Origin of the sequence: Aliinostoc sp. HNIBRCY26, from assembly GCF_050235535.1 — a bacterium.
In the GTDB taxonomy this organism is placed as follows: Bacteria; Cyanobacteriota; Cyanobacteriia; order Cyanobacteriales; family Nostocaceae; genus Trichormus.
Genome location: NZ_CP189852.1, coordinates 3,691,134 through 3,711,635, shown reverse-complemented (window position 1 = coordinate 3,711,635; position 20,502 = coordinate 3,691,134). Strand labels below are relative to the sequence as shown.

The window sequence follows — 20,502 nt, the reverse complement described above, 5'->3', positions numbered from 1 at the left end:
GTTAGATACCCTTTGTCGAAGGTTTAGTACGTCAATTTATTTTTCACTCAACACCAAATACTATGTCTACAATTAACTTTTCCCTAACAAACTCTGTTCAAACAGCCTCTCAGCCATATTTAGTAGACGTTAACGCTGAAAACTTAACTAACTTTAATGGCACACTGTACTTTACTAAAGAAACTAACTTTTTTACTCAGCAATTATGGAGAATAAATCAGTCTAATGGTGGTTCAGAGTTTGTCTTAGAAAGCAGAGATATTAATTTATCTTATTACATTAATCCACTAGTCAATGTTAACGGTGTACTCTACTTTAGAGCATATACCTCTACCTATGGTTCTGAGTTATATCGGATAGATAACGCTACAGGTAAACCTGTACGTATTAATGAGATCAATCCTGGAGAGAAGTATTCCTACCCCGACTACCTAGTTAACATCAATGGCACATTGTACTTCATCGCAACTGACCACACCTATTATAGCAGACAGTTGTATCGCATAGATAACATTACAGGTGAGGCTGTACGCCTCACTGATATTAATCTTGGTTCTGTGTCTCCTTACGTGTCTACCTACTCTAACTACCTGGTTAACATCGATGACACACTCTACTTCAGTGCATATACTCCTACCTATGGGGCAGAGTTTTACCAGCTAGATACTACCACAGGTGAGTCTGTGCGTGTCACAGATATCAATCCTGGCAGAGGCGATTCCTCACCCAGCAACCTAATTAACATTAATAGCACGCTCTACTTTGTTGCATACGAACCCACCTCTGGTAGAGAGTTATATCGGTTAGACACCACTACAGGCAAGTCTGTGCGCGTCAATGATATTAATCCTGGTGCTGACAGTTCCTGGTTTTCTAGTTTTACCAAATTTAATGACACACTTTACTTTACTGAAGAATATAGCAGACAGTTGTATCGCATAGATAACGCTACAGGAAATGCTGTAATTGTTCCTGGCATCAATTCTGGTAGTGGATTTAACTTTACCGAATTCAATGGCACACTCTACTTTACGGCATATATTTCCTCCTCCGGCTATAACTTGTACCGTATAGATAACGCTACAGGAAATGCTGTAATTGTTCCTGGCATCAATTCTAGTGTTATTTCCAATGTCTTCCAACTAACCAAAACCGATGACCAACTCTACTTTCGTGCATATGATCCCACCTATGGCTCTGAGTTGTATCGGATAGATGATACTACAGGAAATGCCTTACTTGTCGCAGATATAAATCCTGGTGCGGGTTCTTCTGATCCGCAAAACTTGGCTAACATCAATGGCACACTCTATTTTAGAGCATATGATCCCACCTATGGCTCTGAGTTATATCGTCTAGATATTACTACAGGTCAGCCTGTACGTCTCACTGATATCAATCCTGGTGCTGGAGATTCCTCTCCCTCCGATTTAGTCTACGCTAATGGTACGCTCTACTTTAATGCCTATAGCCCTGATTATGGTTTTGGGTTGTGGGGTTTAGCTGTTTCTGAGTTGCCTAATCGCAATCCTATCGCAGAAAGCGATCGCTTCATTACCACTGTCAACACACCCATAGTTATTAGTTTGGCCAATCTTCTCGCCAATGATCAAGACGTAGATGGTGGTAATTTGTTGGTGACTAACTTAAGTCAACCGAGTTATGGCAACTTAGTCAACAACAATGATGGTACCTATACTTACATCCCCGATAGTAATTACCGTGGTTTTGATAGTTTTACCTACACCGTTAGTGATGGTCAAGGAGGTATCAGCACAGCGACGGTTGATGTTAATATTAGTAAGCCATATTTTATTAGAGATTTGAATGACGATTACTCTTTTCAGGGTCTTGACTTAACCGTCTTCAAGGACACCCTATATTTAACACTAAATTACCATCGTAATACTTGGGTTTCTAAACTTAACAACAATACTGGTGAAATATCTGTTATAAGTGACAGCTTCGCGGACAATCGATTAGGATTTATTGTTCTCAATGATAGACTTTACGCAACCATTTTTTACCGTTTAGAAGGTTATGGCATTGCTAAAGTAGATGTTTCTACGGGACGTTTAGTCATCGAACAAGAAATTGACGACATAAGACCTACGAGTCAGCCAACTAAAATTAACGACACATACTACTTTTTTAGTTATAACGATAGGTATGACAACGATAGCCTGTCATTGTGGAAAATTGACAATAGTACAGGTAATTTTGTCGAACTTGTCGTCACTGATTTTCCTACATATATTGATGATTATGTAGAATTTAATGACACTGTTTACTTTACCACTGGAAATACTGACAGTTCATTAAAGTTATTGTGGAAGATTGATAACTCCACAGGCAACGAAGTGTTAATAACTGATATTAATACAGGATCTAATGATGACTACACAGTAGGTACATTGTTCAACTTGAATAGTGTATTGTACTTTGTTGCTAGTGACAGCAACTACGGCACTGAGTTATGGAAATTAGATTCTTCTGGCAACCCTCAGCGAGTGACAGATATCAATCCTGGTGCTGGTTCTGCTTCACCCAAAAATTTTGTCAATGTCAATAATACCCTGTACTTCATTGCAAATGACGGCACTACAGGAGAGGAGTGGTGGAAGATAGATAACATCACAGGCAAAGCAGTGCAAGTTAAAGATATCAATCCTGGTGCTGGTTCTGCTTCACCCAAAAATTTTGTCAATGTCAATAATACCCTGTACTTCATTGCGAATGACGGCACTACAGGAGAGGAGTGGTGGAAGATAGATAACATCACAGGCAAAGCAGTGCAAGTTAAAGATATCAATCCTGGTGCTGGTTCTATTGTCATTAGTCAACAGTTCACCCTCAATGATACCTTTTACTTCTCTGCTGACGATGGAATTACTGGCAGAGAGTTATGGAAGATAGACCCCATTACGGGTGATGTGGTAAGGCTCACAGATATCAATCCAGGTTTTGGTTCTGCTAATCCCAACAACCTCACTAATGTTAATGGCACGCTTTACTTCTACGCCTATGGGAAAAGTCAATTCATCGACAATCAAGTATGGAAGATTGACAACACTGGCAAAGCAGTGCGATTTGTAGACACCTTACCGGAGTCTGGTTTAAGCAATGTGAGCATTCCCACTTTCATCAATGGCAAGCTTTACTTTAGTGCAGATAACGCTATCTACGGTAGGGAATTGTGGGAATTTGATGAAAGTTCTAATCAGTTAAGAATACTCACAGATGCTATCAGTCCTGGAACTCAGTCTTCTAATGTTTATGACTTGGCATACCTTAATGGCAAGCTTTACTTCGCCAATGGTAGTGAACTATGGGCATTAGACCTGAATTCTGATACCATCACAGGTACTTCCGCTTCCGAAACGCTCAACGGTACTGATAGCAACGATGTCATTTATGGCTTAAATGGCAATGATAAACTACTAGGCAAAGCTGGCAATGATATTTTGTCTGGTGGTGCTGGTCATGATACCCTTAATGGTGGTCTTGGTGCTGATACTTTAGTTGGTGGCACAGAAAACGATATTTACTACGTAGATAATCTTGGCGATATCATCGTTGAAGAAGCCAATGCAGGTAAAGATTTAGTGCAAGCCGCCATTAGCTGGCAGTTGGGAGACAATTTAGAAAACTTAGTTTTGACAAGTAGTGCATCTATTAATGGCACTGGTAATAGTCGCAATAATGTCCTCACGGGTAACTCGGCAGCTAACGTTCTCTCAGGTGGGGATGGCAATGATTGGCTATTTGGATTGGCAGGTAATGACACCCTCAATGGGAACAATGGTAATGACATCCTCAATGGTGGTAAAGGTAACGATTTACTCATCGGTGGTAGGGGAAATGATTCTTTGACTGGAGATGCTGGCAGAGATAGTTTTCAATTAAGTCTGCCTGTGGTTGATGATTTTGATACCATTACCGATTTCAGTATTACTGATGACAAGATTCTCCTCTCCAAAGCAGAGTTTGGTTTAACTCAAGGCTTGGGTGTGCTGAATGCGAGTGCGTTTCGTTTGGGAACTAGTGCAACCACGGCGAGCGATCGCTTCATCTATGATCAAGCTACAGGTAATTTATTCTTTGATACTGATGGCTTGGGTGGAAATACACAAGTCCAGATTGCTCAACTCTCTAATAAAGTAGTCCTGAGCAATACTAATATCAACGTGATTGCATAGGATCATGAGCTTTTCAAGCTTTTTAAAGCTAACTAAACCAATTGCAAATTAGTTGATAAAGAATTAAACTAATCCCATTTCTCTTAATCCCTGGCGTAATCTTTTTGCTTCGTCGGGGTTGTTTTGTTCGTGTAAGAGGATGGCGTTTTTGAAGGCGGTGATACTTGCTTGCACGTTACCAACTTTGAGCAGCACTACGCCTAAATTTTGATAAGCTTCGGCATATTTGGGTTGGAGGCGAATCGCTCTTTGATAAGATGCGATCGCATCTGTAAACATCCCTAAACTTTTATAGATCATCCCTACGTTGTAATGTCCGGTGGCAAAGTTGGGGTCAATTTTTAAGGATGTTTCGTAAGCTTTTTTCGCGCCGTTAATGTCTCCGGCGGCTTTGAGTAAGTTACCTAAGTTGTTGTATGCACCTAATTTGAGCATGGGGTAAATGGGCAATTTAATGGCTGCTTGATAGTGAGACATCGCCTGTGGGGAATTGTTTAAACGATTGTAGGCAATGCCTAAGTGGTAATTTAATTCGTATAAAATCTCATAGTTTTCTTTGCAGGCTGCGATACCTCGTTTTAATAACTCCATTCCTTGGTTAATTTTCCCCATTTCTACGTATAAAGCACCCAATTTACTGCAAACATAGGGATCATTGGGGTGCTTTGCCAAGAAGCCTTCCATTGTGGTTTGGGCTTTGGTGTACTTGTCATTTTGGGCGATCGCTGTTTTTTGATAACCTGAGTGGAGAATGGCGACACCTGGTAAATAACCGATTTCCCATTGGGGTTGAGTTTTGATAATTTCTGCTACGCTATCATCAACTAAGGCGTGATAGGGACGGTCAAACCGAATATCAGGATGGTTGCGGAATAGACGGGACACCAGAGAATAGGGAGATTGTTCTGCTTCGACTTCGTGACGTACTAGGTTAATTAACAGATATTCATCTCTGGCGATCGCTTCTTTGATCTGTGGCACAATCTTGGGTGTGAGAGTTTCATCTGCGTCCAAGACTAAAACCCAATCACCAGTCACATATTTTAAAGCTGCGTTGCGAGCTGCACTAAAATCATTACACCATGCAAAATAATGTACTTTCGCACCGAATTCTTGAGCAATATTAGGGGTGCGATCTATAGAGCCTGTATCCAACACTACCATTTCATCCACAACATCTTTCACGCTGCTCAAGCATTTGGACAGCGTGGTTGCTTCGTTTTTCACAATCATGCACAGGCTCAGACTCATAAGCTCATTGTTAGATTATTTACTTATATAGGAATAGAGTTAAGTTTCGTGAAATCTTAACTTCAACACAAATAGATATAATTAAACCATTAATTAATGAATTGTCACCTAAAATTAAATCCTTATTTAAACTTTCTCCAAAAAAAATTCAAAATAATTGCTATGAGAACAAGAACTTACAAGCTATGTGTAAAAATCAAGATTAAAGCGTTAGTTAAGTGATTACTTCTAGGGGAAATGGTAAATTTAATGCTGGGTAAAACAGTAGGTGGACGCTACCAAATTCTCACACAGTTGGGGGGTGGCGGTTTTAGTACAACTTTTATTGCTCAGGATATCCAACGTCCCGGAAATCCTCAATGTGTTGTTAAACAGTTTAAGCCACTATCAAATGATCCATACACCTTACAAGAAGCTAAACGTTTATTTGAGCTAGAAGCAGTCACTTTAGAAAAATTGGGAAAACATGACCAAATTCCCCAGTTATTGGCTCACTTTCAAGAGAATCAAGAATTTTTTTTAGTTCAAGAATTCATTCCTGGACACGACCTTTGTGAAGAATTACCCCCTGTTAAACCACCATTAACTGAGGCTGAAGTCATCAAACTTTTACAGGAGATTCTAGAAGTTTTAGTATTTGTACATCAGCAAAATGTCATTCATCGTGATATCAAACCAGCCAATATTCGTCGCCGAACTTCAGATGGGAAGATAGTATTAATTGACTTTGGTGCAGTCAAACAAGTTAGTGTACAGAAAACCACTGTTGATGGACAAACAAATGTTACTGTTGCTATTGGTACACCTGGTTATATGCCCAGTGAACAAGCTAATCAAGTACCTAAATTGAGCAGTGATATTTATGCAGTGGGTATTATTGGGATTCAAGCTTTGGGAGGGATAGATTTTCCTAATGCTAGTAGTCAAGGACTACCAAGACACCCGGAAACGGGTGAAATTGAGTGGCAAACAAAAGCAAAAATTAGCCATAAATTAGCTAATTTCCTGAACAAAATGGTGCGTTATGATTTCCGTCAACGTTACCGTTCAGCAGATGAAGCCTTACAAGCGATTAAAAAAATATCATCTAAATCTTTACCGATAAAAGTTTTAGTTGGTATAGGAATTATTGCTGCTATTATACCAGCGATTTTATTCATATTACAAACGGTAATTCCCAAAGACAATTTCCTCAATTATGAAAATAATAACGAAGGCATTAAGATAAAATACCCTCAAACTTGGGAAAGACAAGATTTAGGAAATATTCTCACTCAAGAACTAGTAACATTCTTATCACCTAAAGAAAGTGATGCTGATATATTCCAAGATAAATTAACAGTTAATGTAGGTAAATTTGCCGGAACATTAGATGAATCTAAAGACTTATTCACTAAAGAGATTAAAAACACTGTTTCAGAAGCTAATATTGTCAGTATAAGTCCGGCTACCCTTTCCAATAAAAGAGCATATCAATTGGTGTTTACAGGTAAAAACGGAGATACCACTGTAAAAAACCTGCAAATTTGGACTCTGCAAGACGAGCAAACCTACATGATTACCTACACAGCAGCGATAGATGATTATGATAAGTTCTTACCATTAGCAGAAAAAATGATTCAATCTTTTGAAGTTAAATAAATTAGAATCTTGCGGAACAGTGTGTATTTGAATCAGTCGAGTCAGATATCAGGTTAGAAATACTACCCGACAATGACTTGGAAACAAATCTTGGGAAATTATTACACAGTATCTACTTTAACGATACTAACTATATCTGTTTACGGTTGCACTGTGTTAACTCAAAATAGCCAACCACTCCGCACCCTCTCAACGAAGTCTGATTCAGGTTATTCAGTTGCTTATTCTCCAGCAAGATCACAGACAAACAGCCCTGTTGAAACGACTCTGGCTAGTGCTGGTGCTAAAAGCGTAAAAATCTGGAATCCTGACAACGGACAACTATTGCTAACTTTATCAGGACAAGCTTGGGCTGTCAGCTTTAGTCCAGATGGTCAGATTCTTGCTAGTGGTTCTCAAGATGGTAGCCTGAATTTGTGGGATGCCAACACAGGAAAACTCATCCGTAGCCTCAAGCATTCAGAACCTGTGATTGATATAGTCTTTAGTCCAGATGGACAGACTCTTGCTAGTGGTCTTGATTTAGGGTCTAACATCAGGCTATGGAATTGGCGTACTGGCGAAATCATCCGCATCAAGGATGATCCTAACGCTGTGAAAACGGGATTTTCTAACTTTAAGTCTCGACCCATTACTTTTAGCCCAGATGCTCAGACTTTATTTGCTAGAGATGATTCTGCTGCTGTAATTCAATCTTGGAATGTGAAGACTGGTGAACTAACAGGCAGTTTTGATGCTAAATCGTCAATTAACACTGTTGCTATTAGCCCAGACGGAAAAACTTTAGCTACTGGCATTCATGACAATGCTATTAAGCTGTGGAATGTTAGTGATAGCAAACTCATTCACACTTTGACTAGTCGTCAGGGTGAAGTCAAAGCAGTTGCTTTCAGTCCAGATGGCAAGCTACTTGCCAGTGGAAGTCAAGATGGCAGTGTCACACTGTGGAATACTGTTACTGGCGAACTGATCAGCACTTTCACGGCGCATAGAGAACAAGTGTGGTCTATTGCATTCAATCCAAATGGCAAAACACTTGCTAGTGGGAGTCAGGATGGCACTATTAAGATTTGGAACGTATTTCCACAATAACCACAATAAACGGAAAAACTTGCCTATCTTCCCGGAAAAGTTACCTTTCTGCTACATAGAAAATAGATTTTTCGTCAATACCCTTGCTGATTAAGCATATCCATTGCTATTTTCAGGCTGGATTTCATCCGATTAAATGCTGCGGCTAAACCGCCGATTTCATCTTTTGCTGTTTCATCAAAATCAGCACTCATATCACCCGTGCTGACTTTTTGGGCGATTTTTTCTATCTTTTTAATGCGTTGAATCACAGTTTTTTTGATCAAAAAATTAATTAACAGTAGCACCACTGCGAAAATAGCAATTAATAAACCCATAATCAATGACAAACTACTACGGGCGTGATTAAAAATCTCTTTGGAAGGAACAGAAATAATTTGAGCAGCTACAATTTCATTGAGTTTCCAGCCAAAACCATTTTTTTGTCCGTAGGTGGTTAACTGACTCTTGGGTGCTAGTTCTGGTGTGGAATGACACCTTAAACAAGATTCTTTGGTAATTGCAAGTGGTCTAGCAATATAAAATACTTCACCTTCAGGTAAAGAACGCAATCCTACAAGTTGGGGAAGCTTGGGATCTTTGCGAAATTGTTCTACTAATTGGATTTCAAAATCATCAGCTTTATCTCTCAAATTAGTAGGATTTAGTGTGGCTTCTTTATAGAGAAAATTTTCGTTTCCTTCTGTTTGGCGAAAGTTTTCAAATACTTCTGTGGCGGAAAAAGCCGGGACTGTCTCTGGGATAAAGGCTGTTGCAGTTTCTAATTGTGGTGCTAATAAAGGATTAATGCGTTCTTGTGTGTATGTTCTCACTGAGTTCATGGTTTTCATTAATAACAAGGCTTGAGAACTGACTTCTCTTTGCGCCCTTTGTTGTAAAACGCTTGATAAAATAACACCGCTTACAGCAATACTAATGATAAATACTAATAATAAAAGTAAGTTAAATTTAGTCCCTATTTTTAAGTTATTTAACATATTTTATAATAAAAAACTTTCAAAAATAATAGAATATATTATCAGATTTAAGACATTGAAATGGTTATTGGAAGTAAATAAATGTTAAAATTGTCCTATGTCCTAAGTTTAGGTATGATTTTAGTTTAGATAAAATTAAGCCTAAAATAGCGATAATGTGGCGATTTTCCCGTCGTTTTTTACTTTTAAATCTTCTAGGGTTGGCAGTTGCTAGATGCTCTTCTAACTCGACTTACCAAGGTAGATTAACCATTGGCGTGATTGATTATGATGGTGATGCAGAAGTTATTAATAGATATGCGAAGTTTAAGCGTTACCTAGCAGAAAAAACGAAAGCCAGTATTCAACTAGAGCCGACATTTAACGAAAATAAAGCGATTGAGCGTTTGCAGGCTCAGGCTTGGTCTTTGGTGTTTGCGCCGCCAGGATTAGCCGCAGTCGCGATCGCACGCTCTCAGTATGTGCCGATTTTCCCCTTGCTGGGAGTGAATAATTTACGCTCAGTCTTCGTAGTTCCCAAAGATAGCCCCATCACTGATTTAAAGCAGTTACAAGGTAAATCTGTGGCTTTGGGTCAACCAGGTTCAGCGACCGGATATTATTTCCCGTTATATAATCTGTATGGACTGACCTTAGCAGAAATCTTATTTGCCCCTACTCCCAAAACCTTATTAGAGTGGGTAACAGAGGGAAAAGTAGCAGCAGGTGCAATTTCACTCGCTGAATATAGCCTCTACAGTTCACCCAGCACTCAAGCCGGACTCAAAATACTGTACACAGATCCTCACTACGTCCCTCCTGGTGCAGTGTTAATTAGTCCTGGGGTGGGAAGCGATCGCCAAGCATTAATTCGCAAAGTCATGGGTGAATTTCCTGGGGTTTCAGCACAAGAAGTTGGCTATGTTCCCAATGGACAAATCCCCGATTATCAATACATGATAGATGTAGTTGGACGCGTGCAATTAATTGCCACAGAACTGCAAAATAAACCCGTACATTTATTCAAAAAAACAACTTAAATCTGGCTAATTGCATTTCAATTGATTTAGTCAGAATTTTATTTAGCTCTTTGGCATCCTTAAATTGTAGAATTTGCTGAGTAGGTAATTCAAAAGGAAATTGTCCTTCCATATCTTGGCGTTGCATTTGTGCTAATAATATCTGTTCTGTACGCTTACTTTGAATTGCATAGCCAAGTTCCACACATACATTTGGACTAGGAACTACTTGCTGAGTTGCTTCTGTATCAATGCTAGCGATGGGCGTAGTGTCAGCAATAAATAACAAACTTCTGCGAATTTTCCGCATCACGGTGCGGTTGAGGCGGATGGGTGCATTACTAGGACGATATGATTCGACTAAAGTTAGAGGCAGACGCGATCGCGAATTTAAATTTGCTAAACTTTGTTGTAATCCTTCCTTGAGAACATCACCAGAAGCAGCATACTCAACTTGATAAGAGAAAAAAATCGTCGGTTCTAACTGTGCCAACACCGCCTGCTTAGTAAAATAAATTTCATGACTAATCAAGTCAATGTTGGCGACACAATAACCGCCGCTACCTTCAATATAGAATTCGATATTTTCCCCTTCCAGATAGCGTCCAAACCAAGTAGATTTTTTCACCTCGTCACTATCTTCCAAAAAATCTGCACGTAAAGCGGATATCAGCAGACTTTTCTTACTCAAGCGAATGTCCGGCGGACGTTTTTCCAGTTCTGAAATCGGTTCATAGTCTTGGAGATACCATGCTCTCAGCGCAATGATTGACATAGGACGCTTCTTAACTGTCTATGTTTATTTCTTTGCGTATAATTTTACACGGTGTCTCACAACAGTCAACTATCATTAGTCATTACTCAGCACTCATTACTCATTACTCATTACTCATTACTCATTACTTCTTCCTCTGCCCAATGCCCTATGCCCTATGCCCCATCCCCTTTAAGACTCCCTCCCCGATGCCCAGGTGTCACGCCATTTGACTGTGCCTTCTTTGGCGACTACCCAGCGACGATTGAGGGTGTTTTCTCGCAGGGGGGATTGCCCTTCGCGCCACATGGCATATTTGTAACTGATGAGTTTACCTGCGCTTTCATTGAAGGGAATCTCACCAAACCATGTATTAGAGTTGATGTACTCCAAAGGATAGCCTTTACTAATATCCCAATTCCCTAATTCTGGACAGTCACCGACAACAACAATGGTTTCACCAGGTTGAGTATGCACCCCGTTGAGTTGGGCGCGAATGATGGTTTGGGCTTTGACTCTTTCGCCTACATGACTTAAAACAATGACTCCCCGTGCTTCTAGTTGCAGATTGTAAATCTTACCGTCTTGGACTTCGTATTTATTGCGAGTCACTACACAAGTATGTTCACCATCTGGTAAGTCGGTTGGGACTTCTGGTATTGTGACATCTTCACCCCGATTTAAGGCGACAAAGCAAATGGAAGAACGATAACGACGGACGTAACAATACACATCAGGAGTGAGGTATTTTGCCCAATGGCTACCCATAGATACGGCGGGATTTAATCGCCGCACGCCTGAGAGTAATCTGATGTATCGATAAATATCTGTATCTGTATCCCAATTTTCCATCATAGGACGGTTATAGGGGTCATTACCGCCATCGGTATCATTGTGTAGATATTGTTCTGTACCGTAATAAATGCAAGGAATACCCCGTGATGTCATAATTAAGGCGATCGCTACCTTCAACATTGCCGGATCAGGGTTAAGGCTTTGGAAGCGGGGCATATCATGGTTATCGATAAAGGTAACTAATTCTGTTGCCCCGTTGTAGCGATCATCTTGGTCGAATATCTCTTGAATTACGTGAAATCCACCTTCTGCACCTTGGGCGAGGGCGGCGCGAATGGCTACACACAAGCCAAAATCTAGAATTGTCATCCCGGAATGGTTGGCAAATTCCACAGAGCGATCGTCACTAGGATGACTGTAAATCCACTCACCAAAAATGAATACTTCTGGTTTGTGATTATACATATCACTAGTAAATTCTTGCCAGAACCAAATCGGCATATGTTTGACGGTATCTACCCGCAGTGCATCCACACCCCGGTCTAGCCATTGCTTAATTGCTAGCTTGATATAGTTACGATACTCGACATTGTTTTCGTTAAATGTCGCTAAACCAGCTAATTCACAGTTTTGTACTTGCCATTCATCTTCCCAGTTCTGCACTTCACCGTAGTGGTGATACCAGTGATTGACATCGTTATGAAAGTCAGCAATTTTGATGCCATCATCATATAATTCCCCTTTACTACCTTGGGTGTCAGGGCTACTGTGGTTACAAACAATATCTAAAATCAGCTTCATTTTCCGCTTGTGCAGTTCTGCAATTAAGCGGTCAAAGGTGGTATCTTTTGTAGATTGCGTATTATTTAAAGAGGGGTTTTCGCCTTTACCAATGTAGCGGGGATTAATTCTTTTAAAATCTTTTGTCCAGTAGCCGTGCATAGCGGCGTTACCAACAAATAATTCCTCGACTTGTTCAAACAAGGGAGTCAGCCAAATTGCACTCACTCCCATATCTTTTAAATAATCTAATTTATCGATAACTCCTTGTAAGTCGCCTCCCCAATACTTACCCCAATCTTCTCCTTGAGGATCGTAAAGTTCAGGGTTATGACCTTCACTATTTTCGCGATCGCCATCATAAAAGCGGTCTACCACAACAAAATAAATCGTTTCTTGGCGAAATTCAATATCCCTGGTATACAAAAATTCTAAATTAATTTCTGATGCGGGTGCTTCTACTAAAGCTTGTACCTCTGCGTTAGCATTTTCTACTTGATATTGTTCGGCGGAATATAGTGATGGTGGTGTTTTTACCATAGTGAGTTGCAAATTTATATGTAAAAAAAGTAGAAATATATCTACTTCTAGATTCGTAGAAACTATCGGTATTTTCTAATTATTTTTGGAAATTAAACATCCATCGCTAGACAGATAGTAATTAAATATACTTCATCTATCAAAAGTAATATAGTATAGGAATCCGCTTTGATTCCTGAAATCATTTGCGTAGTAAGGGAACAGGGAACAGGGAACAGGGAATAGGGAACAGGTTAGAAGGGATAAAAGTGTACCTAGCTTCGCAAAAATCAAGTAGATTTCTATAGTATATATAGGTGTGTTAGGCGTAAGCCATAACACACTGAACGCTTTGGGGGGTGTGTTAGCGACAGCCTAACGCACCCCACGGATCTAAGTATCCTGTTTGAAAAGTCCCTGGTAATATATCAACTACTTATAGCTAACCAGTTTTCAAACATCCTCTAAAATAATTTCTCAACACAACAACACCCAACATCTACTAGTTCTAATTACTTCCTCTCCTGGTTGAACTTAGGTGGGGATATAGACCGTTTCACTTTTCTCAACGAGAGGTGAAAATCAGTTACATTGCCCCCTTTTTGGATAATTGGGGAAGTATTAACTTTCGCGTTGGGTGTTGTCGGTTATTGACGAGACAGATATAAAAATCAACAGCGTTTTTACCTCTTTTACTAACTCTACTCTAGCTGTTAAATCTGCCAGGGAAGCTTTGTAGCTTCAATTAATAAATTAGCATGAATAAATTATCTAGAATATTTATGTTATTAAACTTTACTATTTATTTGATGGTTATTTCTGACCAAATTATTGTCCATAACTAAATACTATTTCAACACAACAACACCCAACCATCTACTTGTTCTAACTACTTCCTCTCATTGCTAATCTTAACCAGGGATATAATCTGTTTCATCTTTTTAATCAAGCATGAAATCAGTTAAATTGCCCCCATTGGTGAATAATTGAGGAAATATCAACTTTCGCGTTGGGTGTTGTCGGTTGTTAACGAGACAGATATGAAATTAAACAGCGTTTTTACCTCTTTTACTAACTACACTCTAGCTGTTAAATCTGCCAGGGAAGCTTTGTAGCTTCAATTAATAGATTAGCACTTCTACAATAGGATGGAACTAACCGCAAACAAACTTTACGCTTGCTGTTAATTGAATCAGGTCTGGGAGACTAGAAAGCTTTCTGATATCTCCATTGAAGATATCAAGCGTCATATTTCTTCGGATTAGTAAACACTTGTTATTAATTGAAGTTTTGTAAAGGATATTTTTACGGTTGAGGCTAGATAAAAACAGGGCTAAAGCCCTGACTACAAGCGAATTAGCCAGATCATAATTCCTGTGGAGTAGTGCGAATGGGATTTAAATCAGTCTCTATTTTGGTCTTGAGCTTGACAGGAATCTCAATCCAGAATTCTGTACCTTTGTCGATTTCGGATACACATTCCATCACTCCGCCATGATTTTTGACCACTATCTGATAACTAATTGCCAATCCTAAGCCTGTGCCTTTGCCTACAGATTTAGTAGTAAAAAATGGGTCAAAAATACAGTTTTTTACCTCTAGCTTCATGCCTGGCCCATTATCAGCAATGCGAATGAGAACATGAGATTTATCTGGAGAAATTTGGGTGCAAACATAAATTCTAGGTGTGTCTAGATGCTTTGCTGCATATTCTTCTAGTGCATCAATGGCATTAGCAAATATATTCATGAATACTTGATTCATCTGACCGGCATAGCATTCTACTAGTGGTAAATCGCCATAATCTTTAATAACTTCAATTTCAGAGTTATACAAATGCGATTTCAGTCGATGCTGTAAGATTAATAAAGTGCTATTGATCCCTTCATGAATATCAACTAACTTACGCTCTGCTTCATCTAGACGAGAGAAATTACGTAAAGATAAAATGATGGAACGGATGCGATCTGCGCCCGATTGCATAGAAGCTAGAATTTTGGGTAAATCTTCTACTAAAAAATCTAAATCTATGTCTTCTAGGGATTGGGTAATTTGGCTGTGGGGCTGGGGATGGTATTTTTGATAAAGGTTGATCAGTTCTAGTAATTGTTGCGTGTAGTCGCTAGCATGGCAGAGGTTGCCGTGAATAAAGTTGATAGGATTGTTAATTTCATGAGCAATACCTGCTACTAACTGTCCTAAGCTGGACATTTTCTCATGTTGAATTAATTTTGTTTGGGTATCTTGTAGGTCAAATAAAGCTTTTTCTAAATACGTGGCTTGCGCTTTGGCTTCGGCTTCGGCTTGACAAGTTTTGTGGTAGAGTTGGGCTTGAGAAATGGCGATCGCTGCTTGATCTGCTAGCTGTTGTAATAAATTTATTTCTGCTTCTTGCCAATATCTTGGTGCATCACATTGATGAGCAATGAGTAATCCCCAAGGCTGTTGACTCATATTAATAGGAACAATCAAGTTTGACTTGACCTGCAAACTCTGTAAGAACTCGCGGTGACAATCACTTAAAGAATCTGTAGCTACATTATTGATGACTCTGACCCTACCACGAAAAAAAAGACGCGCATATTCATCAGGAAAACATCCCGATGGCATTTTCATCCCTAAAACCGAATCCCAACTACCATGAACTTCCTCTACAATCACTTCGCCATTTGATTCTCCCATCAGTTGGTAGATTAATACTCGGTCTGAGTTGAGGAGGAAACGCACTTCTGAAACTATAGTCTGTAGGGTAGTGGATAAATCCAAACTGCGGCGAATTTGTTCTGTAACTTGCTTAATCGCTTTGGTGATCAGAAAAGATTTCTCTAACTCAGCCGTTTGTTCTTGAACCCGACATTCTAAATCCAAGTTCAATAACTCTAGTTGTTGGTGAGTGTGTAGTTGTTGAATCGCCACCGCAAAATCTGAAGCCAAACTTTTTCCTAAAGCAATTTCAGCCGCACTCCATTGGGGTGCTTGGCCTTTTCTCAATTCACGCCAAACTTCAAAAGATAGCTGTGGTAGTTTTTGACGTTGATTTTGTTCACACCTTCCCGCCCAGAGAATTTCCGTATCCCATTCGGGGCGAAAAATACTGATGACTCCGATAAATCTTTGGCGATAGTGGAGTGGGATGACCAATAGACCGCGAATAGTAGTAGACTGAAACGCAAAAGCTAGAATTGGTAATTTTGTTTCTTTGTAGAGATCAGAAATTGCCCAAACATGATCCGGTTTCGACTCAGCCATCCAGGTAATCCACATCGGATGCTGTTCAATCAAATAGTTGTTTAATTCCTTGGGTAGATTTGGTTGCGCCCCGTAAGTATATAGTTCTTTACTGTTTTCGAGATAAAGTCTGCCACCAATACCACCTAAAGCCTTAATAGTGGCTTCTAGGGCTGCTTGCAATTGGATTTTGGGCTGCTTGTGTAAGAGGTTATTGATATGGTTAATGACTGCTTCTCGGTGTTGCTGGGCGCGAGTTGCAGCCAGAAGTAGGCTTTGGGCGATGGAAATCCCTACTTGGTCAATAATTTGCTGAACTAATTTCAATTCCTGAACAGAAATATGACGCGGTTGACTGTGATGGGATACTAGCAATCCCCAGAGTTTCTGTTGTTTAGATGGTTCTTGCAGATCAGATAAAACAATCGGGATGACTAAAGAAGACTGCACACCCATCGCTTGCAAGTATTTTATATGGCATTGGTCTACTGAGCGGTAGTAGATATTTTCACCTAGTAAAGTTTGCGATTGGTCTGGTGAGTTGAGTAATGATAACCCAATTTTGCCAGTGGAAACATCTACAATTGTGCGTTGTCTTGCCCAGAGAAACATCTGTCTGGCTTCTTGAGGAATATCATCAGCCGGAAAATGTAAACCCAATAGAGATGGTAAATTTCGGGACAATAAAGATTCTGCTATGACTTCACCACTACCATCAGCATCAAATTGATAGACCATAACTCGGTCTGTACCTAACAACTCGCGGATTTCGTCAACGGTAGCCCTTGAGATTTCGTTAAGTTCTAGCGATCGCCTAATGCGGTTAGTAATCCTATGCAGTAAACTTTCTTGATCAAAAATTGGCGGCAAACTATGGGGTTTATCCGTAAATTCCATTAAATGTTACACCTAAACAAGATTAACCTTGAGAAACAATTTTCCCCATTTAAAACTAGGAGATTTTTACCCATGCTTCTGTATGGAGACTAATGACAAATAACTTATTAATAATCCTCCTAATTTTACTCGTTGATGACTTTAATGAATTCGGTGAAAATATCTAATTTAGATGAACTCAAATCTTGTTGATTACCAAAATTTAAACTTTAGCAGACAAATCGAAATATCGAGTTAATACAATCCTCACACTTTATTCATTTCCCAGGATAGAAATTTTACTTTCGCGTATAATTATATGAATTTTTGTATGAATATTTGTTTTAAACACACCAGACATTATACTTTTTTCAAAAGTTGCGAATCTTGACAAAAAATTGACTTTAATTTGTTATATCCTCACTAGGTGATTGTCACAAATACAAAACCAGGAGGATATAAGAATTGAGGTAAAAGGTGAGCAGTTTCAATTTAGTGTAGGTTAATCATTTAACCCTGAAAATATCAGGATTGTACTAAGTTAAATCACCTCTGTTTTGCATATAATTAATGCTCGTAACTATTGTGTTTTCAGAATTTTGACCACCCATATAAGGCTATTTAAATGTCCAACAGCTTATTAGTTATTGATTTTTACTTTCACTGGTATCATCACTAGCAATCATTAAGTTAATGAAGTTAGATAAAATTCCAGCCAAAGCCATGACCAAAAGTGAATTAGTCGCAAAATATCAAGGGCTATTTACTTAGTAATTAGCTGCTGTACATTGAATTAATCGCCATCAATGGGGGCCGCTTTGATTTTAAACTTTGTACTCTTGAGGATAACTTGTTGGAGATATGACATTACTTAGTTGGAGATGGCGAATTTCTTCCCTGACACTCATGAGAACTTTACCTAGATGGTTTTGACCAGTTTTATCTACACCACAACCCCAAAAATAATCAGTGGGGGAATTTTCTACTAAGATTTCATTCCCTGTACTCAAAAGAGTGGCTTGAATGTCAAGATGGGTGAGAAATTTTTTCAATATAGCTTCTCGCATGACTGAGATTTTGACTAAATCCCAGTCGGAACGCAGTCTGCGGCTAGTACATCGTCCTAAAGCTGCGGCTTCTTCTGGAGTTTTAGCCGCACGGATGACGGGAATAATCACCGCATCCACACTCCCGACAAACTTTTGTGCTTGATAGTAATGCTCTACTGTTGACCAGTAAGTGCCTTGAATTTCAATACCGTGGGTAGAAAAGTTAGAAAAACAACCAAAAGGTTGCCAAACTTTATAAAAGTAAATGGTCATTTGAAAATTTTTCTTTTATATCAGATATCAATTTCTATAATGCCTTCATATGTCAACTGTCAGTGATCTACTTGAGACTGAAAGCTATTATTTGCCTAACGATAGAAGCGATCGCAGACTGCGTAATTATATTGTGGGGGAAAGGTATGTGGAATTGAAAATGGCAACCAATAGTCAAATTTTCCCTAAGCGTCTACCCCTGATCTGGGCAGGAATTGTTCTAGGTTTGGGCTTGGGTGGCTTTGTTGACGGTATTCTGTTACATCAGATACTCCAGTGGCATCATATGTTAAGTAGTGTTCGCCCTTTGACTACTAATCCTAATTTTGATTTAAACATGGTGTGGGATGGGTTGTTTCACGCACTAGATTGGGTATTAACTGTCATAGGTGTAGGCTTATTATGGCGTGCGGGAGGACGAGCTGATGTTGTTTGGTCATCATATACTTTTGGGGGTTCTTTACTGATTGGTGCTGGGTTGTTTAATTTAGTCGAAGGGGTAATTGATCATCAAATTTTGGGTATTCATCATGTGAAACCGGGGACAAATCAATTAGCCTGGGACTTGGGGTTTTTAGCTTTGGGTGCTGTGTTGGTTATGGGTGGATGGATAGTTTTAGAAAGAGGGAAAATTGAATCAAGTGAGCGTGGATATTGCCAGCGTACCTGAGTGGCTCAGAAAATAAGTATCATTAATTACTATCTATGCAATTTTTCGTTCTTTGTTCCCTACGATATTTTCAGGGGTAAACCGTCTTGAAACACTAACAATTCTCCTGGTTGAATTGGTGTCCAGACTTCGTTATCAGTTAGGGGAGTAGTGGCGATGACGGCGACGCGATCGCTGGGTGTAGTTAATTCCCGAAAATCTACTGTCATATCTTGGTCTATCAAGTGAGCTGCTGCAAAAGGTGCTTGACGGACTATGTAACTCAGTTTTGTAGAACAGTGCGTAAAAAAATGTTCTCCGTCTGAGAGTAAGTAATTAAAAATACCTTTAGCTGCTAATTCGGCTGTGACTGATTGCAGCACAGGATATAGTTTTCCTAGAGGGGGTTTACCTTGAGGAAAACTTTGTCTGATAGTTTCGAGAATTACACAAAAAGCTTTTTCACTGTCAGTATTACCTACAGCTTGATAAAAACCTTGCGGTTCAGGCTCAAAATCAGGCAAATTGCCATTGTGAGCAAACACCCAATATCTCCCCCACAGTTCCCGGCGAAATGGATGACAGTTTTGTAAAGCGACTTCTCCTTGGGTAGCCTTGCGAATATGAGCAATTACATGGGTAGAGTGGATGGGATAGCGTCTCACCAAATCTGCGATTGGCGAATTAATCGAAGGTTTAGCATCTAAAAATATCCGACATCCTTTTCCCTCAAAGAAAGCAATCCCCCAACCATCACTATGATCATCCGTTTTTCCTCCTCGTGCCGAAAAGCCTTCAAAAGAAAAGCAGATATCCGTCGGCACATTGCAATTCATTCCTAATAATTGACACATTGATCAGCAGTAGTTTCTGGAATTGTTGATTTGTCCTTCAAAATCAAGATACTTCAGAATGCTGACACTATTTTGGTGCGATCGCTGCATTTTCAGAAAATAGCTGGTGCTGAGGCTTACTATCAGCAATCATACTTATGCCAGCACGATGCTGATAGTTAGGCTGTAAAATGATTTGAGGTTTTTTCTGATCTTCAATCTGCTAATTTTGATCCCTCAGCTATTTATATAAGGAACTCTACTTAATAAATTATTGGCTTCATATAACTTCATGCTATTTTTAAGTGTTTACACTGAAGAAATTACTTAAGAAAACAATAATTATAAAAACAGTTATGGAACTAATAGAAGTGTTACATAACTATAGAATATGGGTTTTGCAATTACATTTTAATAAATTTAAAAAATCATGAATACTTGCCCTTGCTGCTCTCACAGGCTTTTACGCCATGTTCGTAGCCATGCAGTTTATTTTTTTTGTCGTCAATGTTGGCAGGAAATGCCCCTTTTACAACAGACAAAAAATCATCATTTTTCATCAATTTTGGTTTATCAGCAACAGGCATC

14 protein-coding genes are annotated in these 20,502 nt (G+C 39.3%); 6 read left to right on the top strand and 8 right to left on the bottom strand.

From position 1 onward, the window contains the following. Window positions 1–62 precede the first annotated feature (62 nt). On the top strand, window positions 63–4,199 hold the full coding sequence (locus ACQFX9_RS15855) for a cadherin-like domain-containing protein (RefSeq protein WP_427156882.1): 4,137 nt from the start codon (window positions 63–65) through the stop codon (window positions 4,197–4,199). 63 nt (window positions 4,200–4,262) lie between these two features. Here ACQFX9_RS15855 and ACQFX9_RS15850 read toward each other — a convergent pair whose 3' ends face one another. Continuing rightward, a complete protein-coding gene (locus tag ACQFX9_RS15850) occupies window positions 4,263–5,450 on the bottom strand; it encodes a tetratricopeptide repeat protein (protein WP_427156881.1) in 1,188 nt (395 codons plus the stop codon). Window positions 5,451–5,687: 237 nt separating this feature from the next. Between ACQFX9_RS15850 and ACQFX9_RS15845 the strand changes: the two genes are divergently transcribed. Both ACQFX9_RS15845 and ACQFX9_RS15840 read left to right on the top strand, forming a co-directional pair. Continuing rightward, entirely contained in the window at window positions 5,688–7,091 is a 1,404-nt protein-coding gene (locus ACQFX9_RS15845) for a protein kinase domain-containing protein (RefSeq protein ID WP_427156880.1), read from the top strand. Window positions 7,092–7,163: 72 nt separating this feature from the next. Then, entirely contained in the window at window positions 7,164–8,183 is a 1,020-nt protein-coding gene (locus tag ACQFX9_RS15840; RefSeq protein WP_427156879.1) for a WD40 repeat domain-containing protein, read from the top strand. 74 nt (window positions 8,184–8,257) lie between these two features. Here ACQFX9_RS15840 and ACQFX9_RS15835 read toward each other — a convergent pair whose 3' ends face one another. Then, the gene (locus ACQFX9_RS15835) at window positions 8,258–9,160 is read right to left on the bottom strand and encodes a c-type heme family protein (protein WP_427156878.1); all 903 of its coding nucleotides are present in this window, start codon (window positions 9,158–9,160) and stop codon (window positions 8,258–8,260) included. Between the two features lie 152 nt (window positions 9,161–9,312). On the opposite strand from ACQFX9_RS15835, the gene ACQFX9_RS15830 reads away from it, so the two are divergent. Then, the gene (locus ACQFX9_RS15830; protein ID WP_427162906.1) at window positions 9,313–10,179 is read left to right on the top strand and encodes a phosphate/phosphite/phosphonate ABC transporter substrate-binding protein; all 867 of its coding nucleotides are present in this window, start codon (window positions 9,313–9,315) and stop codon (window positions 10,177–10,179) included. Here ACQFX9_RS15830 and ACQFX9_RS15825 read toward each other — a convergent pair. The 4 genes from ACQFX9_RS15825 to ACQFX9_RS15810 all read right to left on the bottom strand — a co-directional run bounded on the left by ACQFX9_RS15825 (window position 10,163) and on the right by ACQFX9_RS15810 (window position 18,432). After that, window positions 10,163–10,933, bottom strand: a complete 771-nt coding sequence (locus tag ACQFX9_RS15825) for a hypothetical protein (RefSeq protein WP_427156877.1) — start codon at window positions 10,931–10,933, stop codon at window positions 10,163–10,165. The two genes, ACQFX9_RS15830 and ACQFX9_RS15825, sit on opposite strands and share 17 nt — an antisense overlap. Before the next feature lie 171 nt (window positions 10,934–11,104). Further along, window positions 11,105–13,027 carry an alpha-amylase family glycosyl hydrolase gene (locus ACQFX9_RS15820; protein ID WP_427156876.1) on the bottom strand — a complete coding sequence of 641 codons (1,923 nt, stop codon included), beginning with the start codon at window positions 13,025–13,027 and terminating at the stop codon, window positions 11,105–11,107. A gap of 1,344 nt (window positions 13,028–14,371) precedes the next feature. Beyond that, window positions 14,372–17,131, bottom strand: a complete 2,760-nt coding sequence (locus ACQFX9_RS15815) for a GAF domain-containing sensor histidine kinase (RefSeq protein ID WP_427156875.1) — start codon at window positions 17,129–17,131, stop codon at window positions 14,372–14,374. Between the two features lie 803 nt (window positions 17,132–17,934). Next, window positions 17,935–18,432, bottom strand: coding sequence for an NADAR family protein (locus tag ACQFX9_RS15810; protein WP_427156874.1), 498 nt, complete (start codon window positions 18,430–18,432; stop codon window positions 17,935–17,937). A gap of 160 nt (window positions 18,433–18,592) precedes the next feature. Here ACQFX9_RS15810 and ACQFX9_RS15805 point away from each other — a divergent pair, with 160 nt between their 5' ends. After that, on the top strand, window positions 18,593–19,102 hold the full coding sequence (locus tag ACQFX9_RS15805; protein ID WP_427162905.1) for a DUF2243 domain-containing protein: 510 nt from the start codon (window positions 18,593–18,595) through the stop codon (window positions 19,100–19,102). A gap of 59 nt (window positions 19,103–19,161) precedes the next feature. Here ACQFX9_RS15805 and ACQFX9_RS15800 read toward each other — a convergent pair whose 3' ends face one another. Next, a complete protein-coding gene (locus ACQFX9_RS15800) occupies window positions 19,162–19,935 on the bottom strand; it encodes a class II glutamine amidotransferase (protein WP_427156873.1) in 774 nt (257 codons plus the stop codon). A 30-nt stretch (window positions 19,936–19,965) separates the two neighbouring features. On the opposite strand from ACQFX9_RS15800, the gene ACQFX9_RS15795 reads away from it, so the two are divergent. Continuing rightward, on the top strand, window positions 19,966–20,097 hold the full coding sequence (locus ACQFX9_RS15795) for a hypothetical protein (protein WP_427156872.1): 132 nt from the start codon (window positions 19,966–19,968) through the stop codon (window positions 20,095–20,097). Between the two features lie 245 nt (window positions 20,098–20,342). Here ACQFX9_RS15795 and ACQFX9_RS15790 read toward each other — a convergent pair whose 3' ends face one another. Next, the gene (locus ACQFX9_RS15790) at window positions 20,343–20,501 is read right to left on the bottom strand and encodes a hypothetical protein (protein ID WP_427156871.1); all 159 of its coding nucleotides are present in this window, start codon (window positions 20,499–20,501) and stop codon (window positions 20,343–20,345) included. Window position 20,502: the final 1 nt, after the last annotated feature.